This is a genomic window from Devosia sp. Z6_126 (assembly GCF_058133495.1).
The window spans coordinates 835,626-854,684 of record NZ_JBYUNO010000002.1 but is presented as its reverse complement, the minus strand read 5'-3'; the positions used below and the strand labels follow the sequence as shown (position 1 = coordinate 854,684).

Here is a 19,059-nt window from a genome sequence, read left to right as displayed (position 1 = left end):
TTCCATGTCCAAAGACCGCCTTTATCTCTACGACACCACCCTGCGGGATGGCGCCCAGACCGCCGGCATCGAGTTCTCGCTGGAGGACAAGATTTCCATTGCGGCTCTGCTCGAGGAGCTTGGCGTCGATTACATCGAGGGCGGCTATCCCGGCGCGAACCCGGTGGACACAGAGTTCTTTGGCGAACAGCGCACCAACAAGGCCCGGTTCACCGCCTTTGGCATGACCAAGCGGGCCGGGCGCTCCGTTGCCAACGATCCAGGGGTACAGGGTTTGCTGCAGTCGCGCGCCGAAGCTGCGTGCTTTGTCGCCAAGGCCTGGGACCGGCAGGTGGAAACGGCGCTGGAAATCACGTTGGAGGAAAACCTCGCCAATCTGAGCGAAACCGTGGTGGCAACTGTTGCGGCCGGCAAGGAAGCTCTGGTTGACTGCGAGCACTTCTTTGATGGCTTTAAGTCCAACCCGGACTATGCGCTGTCTTGCGTGCGCACCGCGCTCGAGGCTGGCGCGCAGTGGGTGGTGCTGTGCGACACTAATGGCGGCACCATGCCCGCCGAAATCCGCGAGATCGTTACAGCGGTTCTTGGGGTGGCCCCAGGCGACAAGCTCGGCATCCACGCCCATGACGATACCGGCCAGGCCGTGGCGAACACGCTAGCCGCCGTGGAAGCAGGTGTTCGCCAAATCCAGGGCACGCTCAACGGCATCGGGGAGCGCTGTGGCAACGCCAATCTCGTCACCATCATCCCTACGCTCTTACTGAAGTCCCATTACGCGGATCGGTTCGCAACGGGCATCGATGCGGGCCGCCTTGAGCGCCTGACTCAGCTTTCCCGAGCGTTCGATGATCGGCTCAACCGCGCACCGGCCCGGCAAGCGCCCTATGTCGGCGCCTCCGCCTTTGCAACCAAGGCGGGCATTCATGCCTCGGCCCTGGCAAAGGATTTTTCCAGCTACGAGCACATTCCGCCCGAAAGCGTGGGCAATGAGCGCTCGATCATGGTGAGCCAGCAGGCGGGCCGCTCCAATCTGCTGACGGCGCTTGCCCGTCACGGAATCGCCATCTCCAAGGATGACCCGCGCCTCGAGCGGCTATTGGCCACCGTCAAGGAACGCGAGGCGCGTGGTTATTCCTATGACGGGGCCGATGCATCCTTTGCCGTGCTGGCGCGAGAAGTATTGGGCACCTTGCCCAACTTCTTTGCTGTCGAAAACTATCGCGCCAGTGTCGAGCGGCGCCATAATGCTCAGGGCGAAGAGGTCACGGTCACCGAGGCGGTGGTCAAGATCCGGGTCGATGGCGAATTGTTGATGTCGGTGGCCGAGGGCAATGGCCCCGTCAACGCGCTTGACCTCGCCCTACGCAAGGATCTTGGCAAATTCTCCAGCCGGATCGAGGACTTGGTGCTGGTGGACTTCAAGGTTCGTATTCTGGACGGGGGCACGGGCGCGGTCACCCGTGTGCTGGTGGAAAGCCGCGATGGCACGGGCGAACGGTGGCACACGATTGGCGTGTCGCCCAATATCATTGATGCTTCTTTTGAAGCGTTGTATGAATCTATTACCTATAAGCTCTTGAAAACTGAGGCCACAGCCGCCAAGGCCGTCAAGACTGCCTAACCGGGCTGCCCATAGAGCGGCGCAGTTCCAATCGTCCTGGAGGACAAACTGGCCGACCCCGTCCCGAACAAGGCACTCGCGCTCACCATTGGCGCCGCTGCGCTCACGCTCGTAGTTGTTGTCGGTGTCCTTTCGGGGCCCTCGCTGGTTGCTTGTTTCAACAGCAGCGATGGAATGGGCCATTGTCTTCGCGGCAAGATGAGCGATGCCGGCATTCTGCCAGCCCCAGCCGTGGCCACGACCGATGTTTCCGCCCCCACGCCTGCCACGGAGGCGGTCGCGCTCGCTCCGACTCAGCCCACTCCGGCAATAGAGACGCCAGCGGAACCTAATGCGTCTAGCCAAACGCCCCCGGCCCCCGCCGACAGCGTGGTTGCCGCGAACTTTGGTTTGCTTCGCGCGGAGCCCGATGGTTCGGTGGTGATCGCTGGCAGTGGCAAGCCTGGTAGCGAAGTTGAAGTGTTTTCCGATGGCGCGTCGATTGGCCGGACCAACGTTGAGGCAAGCGGCGATTGGGTGCTGGTGCCTGAATCGCCGCTCCCTCCGGGCGGAACTGAACTCACCCTCGCCGAAGTTGGCGAGAAGGGGCAGTCGGGCCAGTCCTTTGTGGTTGTCATTGACGAGGCCCGCACGGCTGAGCCCTTGGTCGTAGCCAGTACACCAGGTCAAGCTAGCGAAGTGTTGCAGGGCCTTGAACGCCCCATTGCGGGCGCCGAGACTACAAGCGCTGTGGCCCAGTCCGTGAAAGAGCCGGCGGCCGCGACTCCGGAAACGCCTGCCGCGGCGACGTCACCCAGTCCATCTGCCGCCGCATCTCGGGCAGAACCTCCAGCTGCGCCGGCCGATGCTCAGCCGGAAGCTCAAGCCGCGACCGTCGCCACGCCCGGCACCTTGCCCATTGGTGCGAGCACGACGGCACCGCCTGTCGAGATCGCTGCCGCTCCAGAACAAGAACCCACCGCCCAACTGCCGGGTCAGCCCGAGCCCGTGATGGCTCCGGCGCAAAACTCAGACCGACTTGCTGGAGCCCCGCCATTGCCGAGTGGCAGCACGGTTCCCGGTTCGCCGGGAGCAACGGTTCCAACGGCGGTACCCTTCGCTGCGCAGGCGCCAGCTAACCCACAAGTCGCCGCCGTCCTCCAGTCGACAGCACCATCTGGGGCCGCTGCACCAGAGCCATTTGTGGCGGCAACGCCCTCCGTTCCATCTGTTCAGCCGGGCGAGGAACCGTCACCCCTTTCTGCACCAACGCAGCCAAGCATTGATGCCATTGAAGTCGAAGGGGAGCGGGCATTTTTCGCCGGCGCTGGCCCGGAGGGTGGCACGGTGCGGCTTTATGTTGATGACGTCTTCATTGCCGACGCCATAGTTTCGGACGGTCGCTGGTTGGTGGAGGGCGGTAATGTACTGACCAAGGCCAATCAACGCATTCGCGTTGATCTCCTCGACCCCGCCGATGCGAGTGTTTCGGCGCGAGCAGAAGTGAATTTCGTTCTCGAGGTCCCCACTGCGGCCGCGCCGACGGCAGTAGCCCAGGCGCCTCGTCCGACGTCAGCAAGCCCGACCGCAGCGCCAACACCTTCAGCGGGCGCAACAGTACAACAGGCACCGGTCAATACGCAGCAGCCTGGGCCGGTAGCAGAAGCAGGCTCCTCGGCCCCGCAGGTCGCCAACCCTCCTGCCAGTGAGCGGCCCCCCACAACCGCTTCATCAAGTGCTGCCGCTGTAAACCCTCAACCGGCGGCGGCTGAGGCTCCGGCCGCGGCTGCCTCCGTTGCCTCAGCAAGAAGCGCGGCGGAATCAGGTCCCGCCGATGCGGCGGTACGCCCCGATACCACTCTGGCGACAAAGCCAATGGCTGACCAGGTGTCGGCGGCCAACCCTGCGGCGCCTTCTGCTGCGTCCCCAACGGTGGAGACGCCCGCATCCGCTCCGGCCGTCGCTGCCTCTCCCCGGCCTTCGACGGTGGCGCCCGGCCCGGCCGCACCAGACGAGGTGCCAACTATGGTTGGGGTCCAGGTAGGCAATGCCGAAGAGCAGCGTTTTGCCTCTGGCAAGGCCATCATACGGCGCGGTGATAACCTTTGGACGATTGCGCGGCGCGTCTACGGTGCCGGGATCAAGTACACGACGATCTACCAGGCCAATAATGGTCAGATTCGCGATCCCAACCGGATCTATCCAGGCCAGGTGTTTGATCTGCCCGCCGGGGAGCAGTAGCGGACAGGGCCGCTTCTGCTCGGTAAGCCGCAGGCAATTGCCCTTGCGCCGTAGCACACCATCTTCTATCGCTTGTTGACGATCAAAGAAGTGGCCTTCATGCAAGACGACGATTTCGCGACCATCATGCGGGCGCTCGGCCATCCGGTCCGCCTCAGCATATTGCGTATCCTGGCACGGGAGCAGCAGCGGGAATGCTGCTGCGCCGATGTCACAGAATCCTTGCCGCTGGCACAGTCCACCGTCTCCCAGCACATCAAGGTGTTGCTTGATGCCGGGCTGATCGAACGCAAGCCACGTGGCACCCGGAACTGCTATGTGGTGCAGCATGATCGCCTGCAGGCGCTTGGAAGTGCTTATGCAAGCATGCTGGAGGGTCTTGCGCCCGTGGTCCCAGCTATCCGGGAAACGGAACCAGTCTGATGTCAGTTGATCAAAGCCGGAAGGCAAAATCGTCCGTAAACGCGGACGAGGGTTCTGTGTTCGCCACAGTGCGCAATCTGTGGACCTATATGTGGCCAGCGGATCGGCCTGATTTGCGGCTGCGGGTGGTGCTGGCGATTGCGGCTTTGCTGCTGTCCAAGGTCGCAACGACGCTTATTCCCTTCGCCTATAAAGGTATCGTCGACAGCCTCGACGGCTCCCAGCCGAACAACACCTTGGTCATGGGCCTGGCTGTCCCAATTGTGCTGGTGATCGCCTATGGTCTCGGCAACATCATCGATGCTGGCTTCCAGCAATTGCGCGACGTGTTGTTCGCCAGCGTTGGCCAGAATGCCGTGCGTAAACTGGCCTACCGCACCTTCAATCACGTGCACCAACTCTCGCTCCGTTTCCACCTGGCGCGCCGCACGGGCGGTCTGAGCCGGGTGATCGAGCGCGGCACCAAGGGCATCGAAGCCATCGTACGCTTCACCATGCTCAATATCGTGCCGACCCTGGTGGAGTTCGTGATCACCGCGGTGATCTTTGTCTACATGTTCGGCGTCAGCTATCTCGGCATCCTCGTGGTGACCATCTGGGGCTATCTCTACTTCACCATCAAGGCGTCCAACTGGCGTATCGCTATTCGCCGGGACATGAACAACAGCGACACCGATGCCAATTCCAAGGCCATCGACAGCATGCTGAACTTCGAAACAGTGAAGTATTTCGGCAATGAGAAGATGGAGGCCGAACGCTACGACCGCGCCATGGCCGGTTACGAGCGCTCAGCGATCCGGATTTGGACCTCGCTTGGCGTGCTCAACTTCGGCCAGGCGGTGATCTTTTATGCCGGCTTCATCATCATCAGCGTCATGGCGGTGAAAGGGGTGATGAACGGCACCCTGACTTTGGGTGACTTTGTCCTGCTCAACACTTTCCTGATGCAGATCTATCGGCCGCTGAATTTCATCGGCTTTGTGTATCGCGAGCTGCGGCAGGGCCTGACCGATATCGAGGAGATGTTCAAACTTCTCGAGCAGCCCGCCGAAATCGTCGACAAGCCAAATGCCAAGCCGCTGGTGGTGACGGGCCCGGTCATTCGCTTCGATCACGTCAGCTTTCATTATGATCCCGACCGGCCGATCCTCAAGGATGTGAGCTTTGAGGTTCCGGCGGGCAAGACCGTCGCCATCGTTGGACCGACAGGTGCTGGCAAGTCGACCATTTCACGGCTGCTGTATCGCTTCTATGACGTGACGGGCGGCGCCATCACCATCGATGGGCAGGACCTACGCGACATCACGCAGGATAGTCTCCGAGCGGCCATCGGCATGGTGCCGCAGGATACGGTGCTGTTCAACGACACCATTGGCTACAACATCGAGTATGGCCGCCCCGGCGCCAGCCATGAAGAGGTCCGCAAGGCCGCCGCAATGGCCCAGGTCGGGCCATTCATCGAAACGCTCCCGAAAGGCTATGACACGCCCGTTGGCGAGCGTGGCCTCAAGCTGTCGGGCGGCGAGAAGCAGCGCGTAGCTATTGCCCGCACCATTCTCAAGGCGCCCCCGATCCTGATCCTCGATGAAGCGACCTCGGCCCTCGACACCAAGACCGAGCGCGACATCCAGTCGGCACTGGACATCGTTTCGGCCAATCGCACCACGGTCGTGATCGCCCACCGGCTTTCCACCGTTATCAATGCGGACGAAATCCTCGTGCTGCGCAGTGGCACCGTCGCCGAGCGCGGCAATCATCGCGATCTGCTGGCGCAAGGTGGCCTTTACGCGCAGATGTGGAACCGCCAGCGCGAAGCCACCGAGGCCGAAGAAAAGCTGCGGCAGACCGCCAACGACCCCGATGGTTTTGTCAAGACTGTGGCGCCGGCGGCGGAATAGGGCAGGGTCGTCCCAGCTTCGGCACCAAGCTTTTCGTCCTAACAAAGAAAAGGCCCGCATCGCTGCGGGCCTTTTTGTGTTTCTCAGAGCCGAGGCTATTCGGCTGCGTCCCGTCGGTCGACGCGCGGGCCGTTGGCGCCATCTTCCTTGAGGCCAGCGTCCTTGGAGACGATGTAGCGGCGGGCGCCATCGGCTTCCTCTGGGACTTCCACGGCCATGCCGTCGAACCCTGCTGGCACCGCCACGGCGGTCTTGCGGCGGCCGAACCGGGAGAAGATCGAGCCCATCTGCTGCTTGATCACGCTGGGGGCGGTGATCATCACCGGCACCATGATCAGGGTCAGCAGGGTCGAGAAGAACAGGCCCGACACCAGGGCCGCGGATAGGTGGATGAACCACGAGCCGGCAAGGCCCCCGATCACGATCTCACGGCGGATGAAGTCGAACTCCACATTCGCCCACATCGGGATCACGCCCAAGGCTGTGAGGAACGCGGTGAGCAGCACCGGGCGAACACGCTGGCCGACAGTCAGCAACATAGCCCTGACCGCCTCGACACCTTGATGCCGGTGGTAGTCATTATAGGTGTCGATCAACACGATGCCGTTCTTCACCACAATGCCTGCCAGGGCCACAATCCCCAGGCCGGTCATGATTGCAGAGAAGGTCATCCCCGTCGCCAGCATGCCCAAAAGCACACCCGCGACCGACATGGCGACTGTCGAGAGGGTCACCAACACCTGGTAGAAGCTGTTATACTCGAGCAGCAGCACGAAGAAGATGATGGCCATGGCCATGCCCATCGCCTGCACGATGAAGGCGTTTGCGTCGCCCATCTGCTCTTCAGCCCCGCCAAATGCGACATTGACGGTTTCGGGGAAGTTCTGCTCGCCGATCCAGGCTTGCAGCTCAGCCACCTTGTCAGCCGGAAAAACGCCTTCGGGAAGGTTGTTAAGACCTGCGGCCACGTTCATCACGTAGACTTGGTTGCGCCGCTCGATATTGGCGACCTTAGGCACCGGCTGACGGTCGATGAAGTTCGACACCGGGATCAGGCCTTGGGCTGTAGCAATACGCATGCTTTCCAAGGCATCGAAGGTGCGCTCGTCCTCGGGCAGGCGAACGCGGATGTCGAGCTCGTCGCCGGTTTCCGCGTCACGATAGGTGCCGAGCTTTACGCCGGAGGTGATCAGCTGAACATAGGGGGACAGCTCGCGCACGCCGATCCCGTAACGCCCCGCTTCCACGCGGTCGATGGTGATCTGCCAGTCGATACCGCGCGAAGGCCGACCGTCCTCCAGGTCAACGGTTTCGGGCCAGCTGGCCAGCTCGTTGCTAATGGCAGTGACCACGGGTAGCAGGTCATCATAGTTGGTGCTTTCCACCCGCATATTGATGTCCTTGCCCGCCGGCGGGCCGTTCTCGAGCGGCAGCACCTGCACGTCGAGCCCGGCTATGGAGCTCACGCGCTGGCGAATATCGCCGAAGATCTGCTCGGCAGGGACCCGCTCGCTCCAATCGGTCAGCTGCAGCTGGAAGTTGCCCAGGGTATTGGGCGGCATCGTGCCTGCGGCGCCGGTATCGCCGAACTGCATGATGACGTCCTGAATGCCTTGAACATGCAGGATTTCGTCCTGCACCTCGACCAGCATGTCTCGTACTTCTTCAGGGCTGTAGTTGCCCTGGCCGACCACCGCCACAGTGGCATACTCAGGCTCGGAGGCAGGGAAAGCCTCAGTTCCCGTGGGGTTGTTGCTGTACAGGATAAAGATGCCGACGATGATGCCGAACCCGACAGCCAAGGTCGGGATCGGCCAGTGCATCAGCTTTTCCATCAGCCGCACATAAACGCCCGTAACGCCGCTTACCTTTTTGGCGTCGAACTTCTCGGGATACATCACCAGGTCGGCCTTGGCCTTTTCCTTCTCGTCCACATGGGTCGAGGCGATCACCGAGCCAATCACCGGCATGAAGATCAGCGCCGAGATGAAGGACGCGACCATCACGATGATCACGATCGTGGGCAGGTAACTCATGAACTTGCCGATAATGCCCGGCCAGAACAGGAGCGGGATAAAGGCGCCCAGGGTCGTGGCGGTAGCGCCTACCACCGGCACGAACATCTTGCGCATCGCCATGATGAAGGCTTCCTTCTTGGGAACGCCCTCCATCAGTTTTCGCTCGGCATATTCAACGACCACCACGGGGTCGTCCACCAGAACGCCCACCGCGATCACGAGACCGAACATCACCATCATGTTGATGGTCATGCCCAGCATTTCGGCCACGAGGAACGCCATCATGAACGAGAGCGGAATCGACAACCCGATCATGAGGGCAGGGCGCAGGCCCAGCGTCGCGATACAGGTGATCAGCACCAGCGCCACGGCCGTGAGCACGGCCGCTTCCAGGGAGCGGAATAGGTTGGTGGTGGTTTCCGCCTGATCGAGGAAGAAGCTATAGCCAACACCGCCCGACCAGTTGGCCGCAACATTCTTGGTTGTTTCGCGCACCTGATTGGATACGTCGATGATGTTAGTGCCGGTCTTTTTGGCGACACTCAGGATCAGGGCTGGAGAGCCGTTCACCTGGGTATATTCGGTGGCGTCAGCCAGCGACCGGGTGATGGTCGCCACATCGCCGAAGGTGACCACGGTATTGCCGTCGGTCTTGAGCGGCAGGTCATAAACGTCCTGTGCCGTGGTGATCAGCCCAGGCACTTCGATGTTGAAGGCGCCTTGGCCGGAATTATAGGTACCGCCAGGCACCACCATGTTGTTGCGCGCCAGCGAATCCAGCAATTGGCCAGCGGTGAGGCCATAGGCTTCAAGCCGGGTCTGGTCGATGCGGATTTCGAGCTGCTCGTCGCGAGCGCCTGACAGGGTCACTTCGCGCACGTCGCCAAGGGCCTCGAGCGCGTCTTGCAGTTCCTCGGCGCGGCGGATCATCTCCTTGTCGGGGGCGCTGCCATATATAGCCACCGACATGATGGGGCCGATGAAATCGATCTCGGTGACGGTCGGATCGTCGGCTTCGCTTGGCAGCTTGGCCCGCACGGCATCCATCCGGGCGCGCGTATCGGCAAGGGCCTGGTCCTTGTCCGTGTTGATGTCGAACTCGAGCAGCACTGAGGCGTGCCCGGTTGTCGAGGTTGTGGTGATGTTCTCCAGTCCCGTTAGGGTCGCCAGTTCTTCTTCGGCCGGCTTGGCCAGAAGATTTTCGGCGTCAGCCGGCGACACACCAGTCTGCGTGATCGACACATACAGATAGGGAATCTCGATAGCCGGGAAGCTTTCCTTGGGCATGGAGACATAGGCCACCGAACCCGCGCCGAGCACGAGCACCATGATCGTAAGGACGACGCGGGGCATCCGCAGAATGCGTTCGATGAAGTCGAGCATGGATGCGCTCCTTAACTGGCGGTCGCTTCAGCGCTTGCAGTGTCGGCGGGAGTCGCCTGCACCTGGTCGCCGGTGGTTACGCTTTCCTGGCCTACAGTGATCACCTCTGCCGTTTCCGGCAGGCCGCTCACCCAGGCACCGTCGCGGGTGTCGCTGACCACAGTGACGGGATAAAAGGCCACCTTGCCGTCCTCCACTGTGCGCACGCCCAATACGCCATCATCATCCAGCGTCAGGACAGATTGTGGCAGCAGGTGCCCCGGAACCGTTCCGACGTTGACGATTGCGCGTGCGGTGATGCCGTCGCGAATGGCGAAGTCTTCGTTGGGGATCTCGATCTCGGCTTGGAACGAGCGGGTGGCGTCGTCAGCCACCGAAGAGATGTAACTGACCTTGCCTTCCACCGTCTCACCGGTGACGGTCGTCACCGTTGCATCGAGACCGGTCTTAGCCCTGGCAATGTCGCCTTCCGCCACCGAGCCGCTGAACACGATAGGGTTGAGCTGCACGATGGTTGCGCAAGGCGTGCCGGCACTCAGCATGGAACCGGCAACAGCGACGGGGTCCTGAACCAAGCCGGCAACCTTGGCCTTGATCTCGGTCCGGGACAGTTCTTCGCGGGCATTGTCAATGCCCGCCTGAGCCTGGGACACTCCCGCACGAGCCTGGGCCAAGGCCACTTCGGCTTCATTGGCCGTGTTTGTGGCGGCAAGGCCGCGCTTACGCAGGTCGGCATTGGTCGCATAATTGAGTTCGGCTTGCGCCAGTGCTGCCTCGGCTTGCGCCAAGCTGGCTTCGGCCTGAGCGACGGCCGCGGCGCGCGTGCCCTGATCGAGCGTGCACAGCAGCTCGCCAGCTTCGACGCGCTCGCCCTTGGTTACATGCACCACGTCCACTGTGCCGGTTGTTTCCGCGACGGCAGCAACCGTGGACTTGGCCTGCGTGCGCCCGCGCACCGGCACTTGGATGGTCATCGGTTGTGCCGTGAAGGTCTGCGTACGTACGGATTGAACCGGCGCGTTGGCGCCAGTTACCGCCTCGGTACGTTGTGCAATGGTGAGTTTGGGATCGACCTCGGCCTCGTGATGCTCGGCCAAGACGCCAGCCTCGGCCAAAGCAGTGTGGATCGGACCGTGGTCTTCGCCCTCGATGACGGCAACGATTGGCTGCACGCCATTGCCAGGGCCTTGCCCGCCCTGCACCAGAGTACCGGTCGCCAGCCAGCCACCGGCCAGCAGCAGAATGGCGAAGGCCAACCCAAAGGAAAAGAATGCACGCATCGTACTTAGCCCCTTACTCAGCCGCGTCTTTGTTTCGCTCGGTCTTCGCCAAGCCGATCAGCTCGTGCATATGCGCACGCAAATACTTTTCCGAAGCTTCCATGATGGCCCGGCCAAAGCCGACCACCCAGCAATCGGCTGCGCTCATCTCGCGCTCGGTAGCAGCAGTTTCCATGCCGCTTCGGCAGTCCAGGGTGCGCTGCAGATACTCAGAGCCGCGCTGCTCCACAAGGTCTGCCGGCATCAGATGGGCGTAGCGGGCAAACAGCAGAAAAGGGCTGCGCAGCACATCTTCGCCGAGAGGTTCTGCCAACTCCTTGGCAAATGCATGGCGGCCTTCGATTGTGATGGCATAGACCTTCTTGGCCGGCTTGCCTTCTTGCTGCTCGGTGCGGCTGGTGACGAGCCCTTCTTCTTCAAGCTTGGCCAGCGCGGGATAGATCGAGCCGAAGCTGGCTTCGATAAAATAGGAACATTCACCCTCCACACATCGGCGGCGGATCTCGTATCCGGTCGCTTCGCCCTCATAGAGGATCGAAAGGCACAAGGTTCTGACGTTCATGGAAGGCTCCAGCAGACCTATTCAGGTCCGATATATGCTGGAGCTATATAGGGGGGAGGAGAAGCAAAGCAAGTGTGATTGCGACAGAAGGACGCAAACCAGTTAAGAAGGCCTCGCATGGCTGTTAGCCGTCCGGCTAAGCAGCACCTGTATAGTGCGCAAGGGCGTTATGGCGCCAGTGGCAATGTAATAGGGGCAAGATCAAAGATCACGCCCTTTAATTACTACGATTTAGCTCGAATTATCGGATCAGACTTTGCGCCCCGTCAATCCAGAGCGGCGTGCCGGTGATATGGCGCGACTGCTCGGATGCAAAGAACAGAATGGCGTTAGCCACGTCCTCTGCTTCGCCGGGTTCACCGCCGGTCAGGGGGATGTCGCCCTCAGGAAACTCAGCCGGTACTTCGGCCGCTTCGCTGTTGCGTTTTTCGGTGTTGTCCGAAATTTCGGATTCTATGGCACCCGGGCAGATCGCGTTGATGCGGATGCGATGCTGCCCGAGTTCTACAGCCAGTTGCTGCACCATGGCGACTTGCCCTGCCTTAGTCACGGAATAAGCGGTGGCGCCAGGATTGGTGAAGGTGCGCGTGCCATTGATCGAGGAGATCACGACGATCGATCCGCCGCCCGCCTTGATCAGGTGCGGCACCGCATAATGGATGGTCAGGTAAGTGCCGCGCAGATTGATGGCGATGGTCTTGTCCCATTCCTCGGGCTTCAGCTCGGCAATGGGGGCCCAAACCCCGTTCACGCCTGCATTGGCTACGACGATGTCAAGGCGCCCATGTTCCTGCACCAACTGGCTGAACAGCTCTGCCATCGCCACATCGTCAGAGGTGTCGGCGGTCATCGCCGTGGCTGTGCCGCCGGCCTGCTTGATCTCCTCGGCGGTTTTTTCAACCTCCTTGGCCGTGCGGCTCATCACCACCACGCTGGCGCCCGCTTGGGCGAGCGTCAGCGCTGCGGCCTTGCCAATACCTGAACCGGCACCAGTCACCAGCGCCACCTTGCCCGAAAGATCCTGCGTCATGTGCTTTCTCCGTTTTGCCCTTAACGCTTGAAGCGGGCAAAACGTGGCAGGGCAGGTCCCGATTACCTAGGTCAAGGCGGCGGTATCGTCGGTCTGGATGATCGCATGCGAGAGCGAACCGATCGCTGGATAAAGCGGAATAAGGCAGGCTTGCAGGGCATGGTAGATATCAGGCTTACCCACGAACAGGCGCGTTGTGGGCTGCAAGTCCTCCGTCAGTTCCGAATGCCAGCCGCCACGCTCATGGTCGATCATGTGATTGGCCGCAAAGTCCCAGAACCGGCGATACCAGTGCTGGAAATAGAGGTCCCGATCGTAATGAGAGAGGAACGCCGCCGCACCGATCGCCTCGCTTACCGGCCACCAGAGCTTCTCGCGCATCGCTGGCTGGTTGTTCCAGTCCAGCGTGTAATAGAAACCGCCATGCTGCTTGTCCCAGCCCAGCTCGATGGCCTGGCGGAAGAGACTGCGCGCCGCTTCGGTCATCCAGGAGTTGCGCTTGTCGCTTAGCACCCAAAGCTGGAGCAGCAGCCGCGACCACTCCATCCAATGTCCGGGCGTGGTGCCGGAGGGCCGGAACATCTCCGAGCCGAGGTAATCCCTGTCTAACACCCAGTCCTGCGTGAAGTGCTCTGCCACCCGGTAATCGAGTGCGCTGGCATGCTTGCCGATGATGAGTTCGGCAATCCGTTCGGCTTTGTTCAGGTAAGCGCGGTCGCCAGTGGCCTCAAAGGCGGCCATCAGCGCTTCGGTCATGTGCATGTTGGAGTTCTGGCCGCGATAGGTGCTGATCGCGGACCAGTCGGCGCCGAACTCATCTCGCACCGCCCCGACCTCAGCGTCCCAGAATTGGCGGTTGATGATTTCGGTGACGTCAGCCAGCATGAGGTCGGCAAGGGGGTGGCCGGCGAGCTTGGCGCTCGATGCGGCCAGCAGCACAAAGGCGTGGCCATAGGCCTGCTTGCTGCTGTCCTTGAGCCCGTCATTGTCGAGCGACCAGCTATAGCCGCCATGCGTGCTGTCGCGGTGCCGCTCCCAAAGATAGCGCATTCCGTGGTCAACGATCTCGTCCGACCCCGGCCGGCCCAGCAAGCTCCCAAGCGCAAAGCAGTGCACCATGCGGGCGGTGGTGTGGATTGCCCGCACCGGGTTGTCGGCATTGAGCGGGTGACCATTGTCATCTAGTTCAAAGAACCCGCCCGCGGCGTTGATCGAGGCACCTTCAAAAAAGTCGAAAAGGTCATTGGCCTGCCGCATCAACCACTGCCGATGGAATGGGCGGTTGCTCCAAAGGCTTCTGTTGCTCGGTGGCAAAATCGGATGCGTCTCGCTCATTTGGCTCCCCCAGCCGACGCACAGAGGCCGGCTCCTCTGGGGAATGTATAAGGAGCCGCACCCGCGCTCGTAAACCCAGTTCTATAGCCTTTGGTAATGCGCCTCAACGCGCGCCACTTCCTCGGCCGACCCCAGGATCACTGGTACGCGCTGATGGATGGAGGTGGGCTGGACCTCAAGGATCCGCTGGGGTCCGGTGGTGGCGCGTCCCCCCGCAGCCTCGACAAGAAACGCCATGGGGTTGGCTTCATAGAGCAGGCGCAGGCGACCGCCCTTGCTCGCAGTTTCACTATCGAGCGGGTAGAGGAAAATGCCGCCGCGCATCAGGATGCGGTGGATGTCGGCGACCATGGAGCCGATCCAGCGCATGTTGTAGCGCTTGCCCGCGACACCCGTTTCGCCCGCGACGTTCTCGGCAACATAAGCGCTGGTGGCCTGGTCCCAGAAGCGGGCACGGGCCGTATTGATGGCGTATTCTGCTGACGCTGAGGGTACGGACACCCCGTCCTCAACCAGGGCAAACTGCCCGCTTGCGTCAATGGCGAAGGTCGCCACCTTATCTCCAAAGCTCAAGACGAGGCTGGTCGCCGGACCATAAGCGGCATAGCCCGCTGCAAGCTGACGCGTGCCGGGTTGCAGCAGGTCAGGAGCCTTGGGGTCAACGGCCAGGATGGAGAAAATGGTGCCCACGGTGACGTTCACATCCAGATTGGACGAGCCATCCAGTGGATCGCAGGCGACCATAAACCCGCCCTCATCGTTCAGGTGAAGCGCTTCATCCAACTCTTCGGACACTAGAATCGAAACAGCCGCATTTGCCCGCAAGTGCCTGACAAATATGTCGTTGGAGATTACGTCCAACTGCTTTTGCGCCTCGCCCTGGACATTGGTGGCCCCCGCAAGGCCCGTTTGTCCCGCGAGCGGCGCCAGGCGCAGCACTGCGGCGATCTCGGCACAAGCTCCAGCCACGGTATCGACAACCCATGCGAGTTCCGGGCTGGAGGTGGCAGTGGCAAGCCACTGCTTAAGCGTCTGGGTCATTGGCGCACTCGCGGTTGGTAGGGCTTGCTGCAAGTGTCGCAACCTCCGTGAGGCTGGCAAGGCAGACTTTCGCCTAAGGCGGAGATGTTAATGCAGTGTGGTGGGATAGAACGGCGTGCCGCCGGGGGCAAGGGGCGGTCCCGCCCAGAACACGACATAAAGCAACTCCGCGCCGGCGGCATCGGTGATCTCGATCGAGCCGCGCAACTCGGCGTCTTCATCCTCGGCGGCCAGCCGCTCGACAATGGCGCGGCCGATTTCGCCGGCCCGCAATTCGGCAGCATCAAGATCGGGGTGTTCGCTGCCATCAAGGTCACGGATCAACCGGTCATCGGTGCGGTAGTGAAAAAAGAAGCGGGGCAAGGGGGACCTCCCTGGGTGAAAGGGAAATGCAGGCGGCGCTTGGCAGTTGCCGAGCCATACCCTGCATGCAACGCTTATTGGTGTCTTGTTAACGAATGGTAGTGATGCCGCTGCCAAAGCAAAGGCGGGCGCGTGGTGGTCGTTTCCGCCTCAATGATCGCACCCGCAAACAGTACATGGGTACCCGTCTCAATGGCGCCGATCACTTCGCAGTCGATGGCAGTGACGGCGCCCAGCAGCATAGGGTTGCCCGAAGGCCAGCTTCCCCATTGTCCAGAGGCGAAGCGATCCAGCGGGTCCATCCGGCCCGCAAAAGCATTGCCGATCTCGCTTTGATCATCGGCCAGCATGGCAAGGGAGAACCCACCGGTCTTGGCGATCACATCGGCCAGCCGGCTCACCATGTCGATGGACACCAGGATCGAAGGCGGCGCCGCCGACAGTGACAGCATGGAGGTTGCCGTGCGTCCGACGCGTTCCTCGCCGCGCCGTGCCGTCACCACATGGACCGTGGATGCCATCGCGGCCATGGCGGCGCGAAATTCGGCATCGCCTACTGTGGGGCGACGGGGGGCGCGGAGACGCAAGGCGTCGGGATAGTCAAAGTCAGCCATCCAGCCGTCCACCATTTGCCGTCGTCCGTCCTACTGCAATCCTCGCGCACACGCGCCGGTTCCATCTGTTGGATCGGCGTGAGCCGCTTTGGCGGGCTGCCGATTCCGGAGCGAGCTTGATCTAAGCGCTGGTTCCGGGTATTTTCCAAGTAGATCCTTTGAAAACCCGCTCGCCCCCGATGTCAAGCCACGACATGCAAGACCACCAGTGGTCCCCTCGCAGCCCAGGGGATCGGCTGCTCATGGCTATAAAGATGCATGGCTCGCTGAGCACCGCAGCCTTGGGTGCGCTGCTCGGCACCAGTGCAGAAGCGGCTCGCCAACAATTGCTCAAGCTGGCAAACCAGGGTTTGGTCAGCGCTACCAGCGAGCCGAAGGGTGTGGGTCGGCCTGGTCAAAACTGGAGCCTCACTCCCCAAGCCATGGCGCGGTTTCCCGACACGCATGCGGCGCTGACAGTGCAATTGCTTGAATTGATCCGCAGCCAGTTGGGTGAGACGGCACTCGACACCGTGATCTCGGGCCGGGAGATGGCGACAACCGCAGCCTACCACGAGGCTATGCTTGACAAGGCAAACCTCAGCGAGAAAGTTGCCACCTTGGCCCGGCTCCGTTCGGATGAAGGTTACATGGCGGAGTGGCGCCAGGAGGAGGACGGCAGCCTGTTGCTGTTGGAAAACCATTGCCCGATTTGCGCCGCCGCCACGGCCTGCCAGGGTTTTTGCCGGGCCGAGCTCGATGTGTTCCGCCATGTGCTAGGGGAGGGTGCTCAAGTGGAGCGAACCGAGCACATCGTCTCGGGCGGCCGGCGCTGCTCCTATTCCATTCGCCCGGCGTTACGCGATGTCTGATACAGAGTTTCCCGCAAGCGCTAGGCTGTCCCGCATCGGCTGGGACATGCCGGTGGGTCTGGACGAGGCACTGATCCGACGCGTGGTGAACGCATTCTATGCCGATGCCCGGTCCGACCCGTTGATCGGGCCGGTCTTCAACCGCCTCATCCCCGAGGACCACTGGCCGCGGCACCTCGAACTCATCGCGGATTTCTGGTCGTCCATGCTGTTGGGCACGGGGCGCTATGGCGGACGGCCGCTGCCCAAGCACATCGCCATTCCCGAGCTTTCCGACGTGCACTTCCAGCGCTGGCTGCGGTTGTTTCGGCAAACGGTTGTGCGGATCTGCCCCGCTGAGATCGCTGCAGTCTTCATCGAACGCTCCGAGCGGGTCGGGAACAGCTTCCGCATGAACATCGCCATGCGGCGGGGTGAGGACATCACCACTATGGGTCCGCTGCAGCGCGAAGAAATTTAGTGCGGCCGTGCTGCCCGAGGAGGTCAAGGTCGCCGCGTGCTGCCGGGGCGGCCCCCGCGAGTATTATTTTTCCAGACGCTCCTGCAATGCGGCAGGTAAAGGCTTGTTAATCCCGACCGACCCGCTAGGTTTTCCGCGCAACGGCACGGGGGCGCGAGATGAGTATCGATTTTCCGATAAACGCCAGCGGTGTTAGCCAGCGTGATCCCGCTACCAGTGGCGGGGCTCCTTGTTGAGTACGCTGACGGCAACGACACCGGTGCGCGCCCGCTGGCGCTTCCGTCAGTCCAGCGTAATCCCCGGGTTTGGCCTGACCCTCGGTTTCACGCTGACCTATTTCTCCTTGATAATCCTCGTGCCGCTGGTCTTTCTCGTTTTGCGCTCCACCGGGCAGGGGCTCGGCGTGTTCTGGGCCGCAGCGGTTGATCCGCGGGTGGTGGGAGCACTGCGGGTCAGCTTTTTGACCGCGCTGTTTGCCGCGGTAGTGAATGTGATCTTCGGCACGCTGATTGCCTGGGTCCTGGTACGCTATCGCTTCCCGGGTCGGCGGCTCCTCGACGCAATGGTTGACCTGCCCTTTGCCCTCCCAACGGCGGTGGCTGGGGTGGCCCTGACGGCGATCTACGCGCCGAACGGCTTTGTTGGCGCCTTGCTCACGCCGCTGGGCATTCGGGTCGCCTATACGCCGACGGGCATCATCATTGCGATGATCTTCATCGGCTTGCCTTTCGTGGTGCGCACCATCCAGCCCATCCTTGAGGAGGTCAGCCGCGAAGTAGAAGAGGTGAGTGCCACCCTGGGGGCTAATCGCTTTCAGACCATCACGCGCGTCGTGCTGCCGAGCTTGACGCCAGCCATCCTCACCGGATTTGCGTTGGCATTCGCCCGGGCGGTAGGGGAATATGGCTCCGTGATCTTCATTGCCGGCAACATTCCCTTTGTCTCCGAAATTGCGCCGCTGCTGATCGTCATTCGGCTGGAAGAGTTCAACTATACCGGCGCCGCCGTGATCGCGACCGTGATGCTGCTGATCTCCTTTGCCCTCCTCTTTGCCATCAACCTGATCCAGGCCTGGAGCCGAGCGAGGTATGGCTATGGCAATTAGCCGACACTCCCCCATTTCAGAAAGCATCGGGGTCCGGCTCGCGCTGATCGTCATCAGCGTCCTGTTCATGGCGCTGTTTTTGCTGTTGCCGCTGGTGGCAGTGTTTTCGGAAGCGTTCCGGGCCGGGTTTGGCCCCTACCTCGCGGGGCTAAGCAGCCCGGACGCGCAGGCTGCGATCCGCTTGACCCTGCTGGTTGCGGCGATTGCAGTGCCGCTCAATGTCGTCTTTGGCATCTGCGCCTCCTGGGCTATCGCCAAGTTTGAGTTCAAGGGTAAGGCCTTCCTCATCACGCTGATCGACCTGCCATTCTCCGTGTCGCCCGTGATCTCGGGCCTCGTTTATGTGCTGCTGTTCGGTGGCGGCAGCCTGCTGGGCCCGTGGCTAAAGTCCCACGGCATCGAAGTGCTGTTTGCCGTGCCGGGCATTGTCCTCGCCACCATCTTCGTCACCTTCCCCTTTGTCGCCCGGGAATTGATCCCCTTAATGCAGGATCAAGGCACGGGGGATGAGGAAGCGGCGCTGTCGCTCGGTGCCGATGGGTGGCAGACCTTCTGGCGCGTCACCTTGCCCAACATCAAATGGGGACTGCTCTACGGCGTGCTGCTCTGCAACGCCCGCGCCATGGGCGAGTTCGGTGCCGTTGCGGTGGTGTCTGGTCGGATCCGCGGCCAAACCACGACCATCCCGCTGCAAGTCGAAATGTTCTACAACGAGTACAATGCCACGGCTGCTTTTGCGCTGGCGTCCCTCCTGGCCATGCTGGCCCTCGTGACGCTCGTGCTCAAGACCGCCCTGGAATGGCGCTTTGGCGATGAAATCGCCGCCAGCGGCCACTGATCGGAGATCGAGATTTA

16 protein-coding genes are annotated in these 19,059 nt (G+C 61.7%); 8 read left to right on the top strand and 8 right to left on the bottom strand.

Going from position 1 to position 19,059, the window contains the following annotated elements; genetic code table 11:
- Positions 1–4: 4 nt before the first annotated feature.
- The 4 genes from cimA (at position 5) to AC3YOG_RS11200 (ending at position 6,162) form a co-directional block, all read left to right on the top strand.
- On the top strand, positions 5–1,621 hold the full coding sequence (gene cimA / locus AC3YOG_RS11215) for a citramalate synthase (protein WP_489935116.1): 1,617 nt from the start codon (positions 5–7) through the stop codon (positions 1,619–1,621).
- Positions 1,622–1,795: 174 nt separating this feature from the next.
- Positions 1,796–3,841: a LysM peptidoglycan-binding domain-containing protein gene (locus AC3YOG_RS11210; RefSeq protein ID WP_489935115.1), complete on the top strand. Its 2,046-nt coding sequence runs from the start codon at positions 1,796–1,798 to the stop codon at positions 3,839–3,841.
- A gap of 99 nt (positions 3,842–3,940) precedes the next feature.
- Complete coding sequence (locus AC3YOG_RS11205; RefSeq protein WP_127752417.1) at positions 3,941–4,264, top strand: ArsR/SmtB family transcription factor; 324 nt, start codon at positions 3,941–3,943, stop codon at positions 4,262–4,264.
- Positions 4,264–6,162: an ABCB family ABC transporter ATP-binding protein/permease gene (locus AC3YOG_RS11200; protein ID WP_489935114.1), complete on the top strand. Its 1,899-nt coding sequence runs from the start codon at positions 4,264–4,266 to the stop codon at positions 6,160–6,162. The genes AC3YOG_RS11205 and AC3YOG_RS11200 overlap by 1 nt, the downstream gene beginning before the upstream one ends.
- Positions 6,163–6,257: 95 nt before the next feature.
- Here the strand turns inward: AC3YOG_RS11200 and AC3YOG_RS11195 are convergent, their stop codons facing one another.
- From AC3YOG_RS11195 to AC3YOG_RS11160, 8 genes are all read right to left on the bottom strand, one after another.
- Positions 6,258–9,563 (bottom strand): efflux RND transporter permease subunit, encoded by a 3,306-nt coding sequence (locus AC3YOG_RS11195; RefSeq protein ID WP_489935113.1) that lies wholly within the window; start codon positions 9,561–9,563, stop codon positions 6,258–6,260.
- A gap of 11 nt (positions 9,564–9,574) precedes the next feature.
- Positions 9,575–10,843 (bottom strand): efflux RND transporter periplasmic adaptor subunit, encoded by a 1,269-nt coding sequence (locus AC3YOG_RS11190; protein ID WP_489935112.1) that lies wholly within the window; start codon positions 10,841–10,843, stop codon positions 9,575–9,577.
- A 13-nt stretch (positions 10,844–10,856) separates the two neighbouring features.
- On the bottom strand, positions 10,857–11,405 hold the full coding sequence (locus AC3YOG_RS11185; protein ID WP_127752421.1) for a PadR family transcriptional regulator: 549 nt from the start codon (positions 11,403–11,405) through the stop codon (positions 10,857–10,859).
- A gap of 241 nt (positions 11,406–11,646) precedes the next feature.
- Positions 11,647–12,435, bottom strand: coding sequence for an SDR family oxidoreductase (locus AC3YOG_RS11180; RefSeq protein WP_127752422.1), 789 nt, complete (start codon positions 12,433–12,435; stop codon positions 11,647–11,649).
- A gap of 66 nt (positions 12,436–12,501) precedes the next feature.
- Positions 12,502–13,692, bottom strand: a complete 1,191-nt coding sequence (locus AC3YOG_RS11175) for an AGE family epimerase/isomerase (RefSeq protein ID WP_489935111.1) — start codon at positions 13,690–13,692, stop codon at positions 12,502–12,504.
- A 159-nt stretch (positions 13,693–13,851) separates the two neighbouring features.
- A complete protein-coding gene (locus AC3YOG_RS11170) occupies positions 13,852–14,811 on the bottom strand; it encodes a class 1 fructose-bisphosphatase (protein WP_127752424.1) in 960 nt (319 codons plus the stop codon).
- Between the two features lie 87 nt (positions 14,812–14,898).
- Positions 14,899–15,174 (bottom strand): DUF6894 family protein, encoded by a 276-nt coding sequence (locus tag AC3YOG_RS11165; RefSeq protein ID WP_127752425.1) that lies wholly within the window; start codon positions 15,172–15,174, stop codon positions 14,899–14,901.
- Between the two features lie 74 nt (positions 15,175–15,248).
- Positions 15,249–15,788, bottom strand: coding sequence for a flavin reductase family protein (locus AC3YOG_RS11160; RefSeq protein ID WP_489935110.1), 540 nt, complete (start codon positions 15,786–15,788; stop codon positions 15,249–15,251).
- Positions 15,789–16,030: 242 nt separating this feature from the next.
- On the opposite strand from AC3YOG_RS11160, the gene AC3YOG_RS11155 reads away from it, so the two are divergent.
- The 4 genes from AC3YOG_RS11155 to cysW all read left to right on the top strand — a co-directional run bounded on the left by AC3YOG_RS11155 (position 16,031) and on the right by cysW (position 19,042).
- On the top strand, positions 16,031–16,639 hold the full coding sequence (locus AC3YOG_RS11155) for a helix-turn-helix transcriptional regulator (RefSeq protein ID WP_489935109.1): 609 nt from the start codon (positions 16,031–16,033) through the stop codon (positions 16,637–16,639).
- Positions 16,632–17,099 (top strand): group III truncated hemoglobin, encoded by a 468-nt coding sequence (locus AC3YOG_RS11150; protein ID WP_348983130.1) that lies wholly within the window; start codon positions 16,632–16,634, stop codon positions 17,097–17,099. Before AC3YOG_RS11155 ends, AC3YOG_RS11150 begins: the two co-directional genes overlap by 8 nt.
- A gap of 241 nt (positions 17,100–17,340) precedes the next feature.
- Positions 17,341–18,204, top strand: coding sequence for a sulfate ABC transporter permease subunit CysT (gene cysT / locus AC3YOG_RS11145; protein ID WP_172124889.1), 864 nt, complete (start codon positions 17,341–17,343; stop codon positions 18,202–18,204).
- Complete coding sequence (cysW, locus tag AC3YOG_RS11140; RefSeq protein WP_172122811.1) at positions 18,188–19,042, top strand: sulfate ABC transporter permease subunit CysW; 855 nt, start codon at positions 18,188–18,190, stop codon at positions 19,040–19,042. Before cysT ends, cysW begins: the two co-directional genes overlap by 17 nt.
- Positions 19,043–19,059: the final 17 nt, after the last annotated feature.

Bases quoted from the DNA above. Each gene is read 5' to 3' on its own strand.
- cimA (WP_489935116.1), top strand. From the start codon at position 5: ATGTCCAAAGACCGCCTTTATCTCTACGACACCACCCTGCGGGATGGC.
- AC3YOG_RS11210 (WP_489935115.1), top strand. From the start codon at position 1,796: ATGGGCCATTGTCTTCGCGGCAAGATGAGCGATGCCGGCATTCTGCCA.
- AC3YOG_RS11205 (WP_127752417.1), top strand. From the start codon at position 3,941: ATGCAAGACGACGATTTCGCGACCATCATGCGGGCGCTCGGCCATCCG.
- AC3YOG_RS11200 (WP_489935114.1), top strand. From the start codon at position 4,264: ATGTCAGTTGATCAAAGCCGGAAGGCAAAATCGTCCGTAAACGCGGAC.
- AC3YOG_RS11195 (WP_489935113.1), bottom strand. From the start codon at position 9,563: ATGCTCGACTTCATCGAACGCATTCTGCGGATGCCCCGCGTCGTCCTT.
- AC3YOG_RS11190 (WP_489935112.1), bottom strand. From the start codon at position 10,843: ATGCGTGCATTCTTTTCCTTTGGGTTGGCCTTCGCCATTCTGCTGCTG.
- AC3YOG_RS11185 (WP_127752421.1), bottom strand. From the start codon at position 11,405: ATGAACGTCAGAACCTTGTGCCTTTCGATCCTCTATGAGGGCGAAGCG.
- AC3YOG_RS11180 (WP_127752422.1), bottom strand. From the start codon at position 12,435: ATGACGCAGGATCTTTCGGGCAAGGTGGCGCTGGTGACTGGTGCCGGT.
- AC3YOG_RS11175 (WP_489935111.1), bottom strand. From the start codon at position 13,692: ATGCGGCAGGCCAATGACCTTTTCGACTTTTTTGAAGGTGCCTCGATC.
- AC3YOG_RS11170 (WP_127752424.1), bottom strand. From the start codon at position 14,811: ATGACCCAGACGCTTAAGCAGTGGCTTGCCACTGCCACCTCCAGCCCG.
- AC3YOG_RS11160 (WP_489935110.1), bottom strand. From the start codon at position 15,788: ATGGCTGACTTTGACTATCCCGACGCCTTGCGTCTCCGCGCCCCCCGT.
- AC3YOG_RS11155 (WP_489935109.1), top strand. From the start codon at position 16,031: ATGGCTATAAAGATGCATGGCTCGCTGAGCACCGCAGCCTTGGGTGCG.
- AC3YOG_RS11150 (WP_348983130.1), top strand. From the start codon at position 16,632: ATGTCTGATACAGAGTTTCCCGCAAGCGCTAGGCTGTCCCGCATCGGC.
- cysW (WP_172122811.1), top strand. From the start codon at position 18,188: ATGGCTATGGCAATTAGCCGACACTCCCCCATTTCAGAAAGCATCGGG.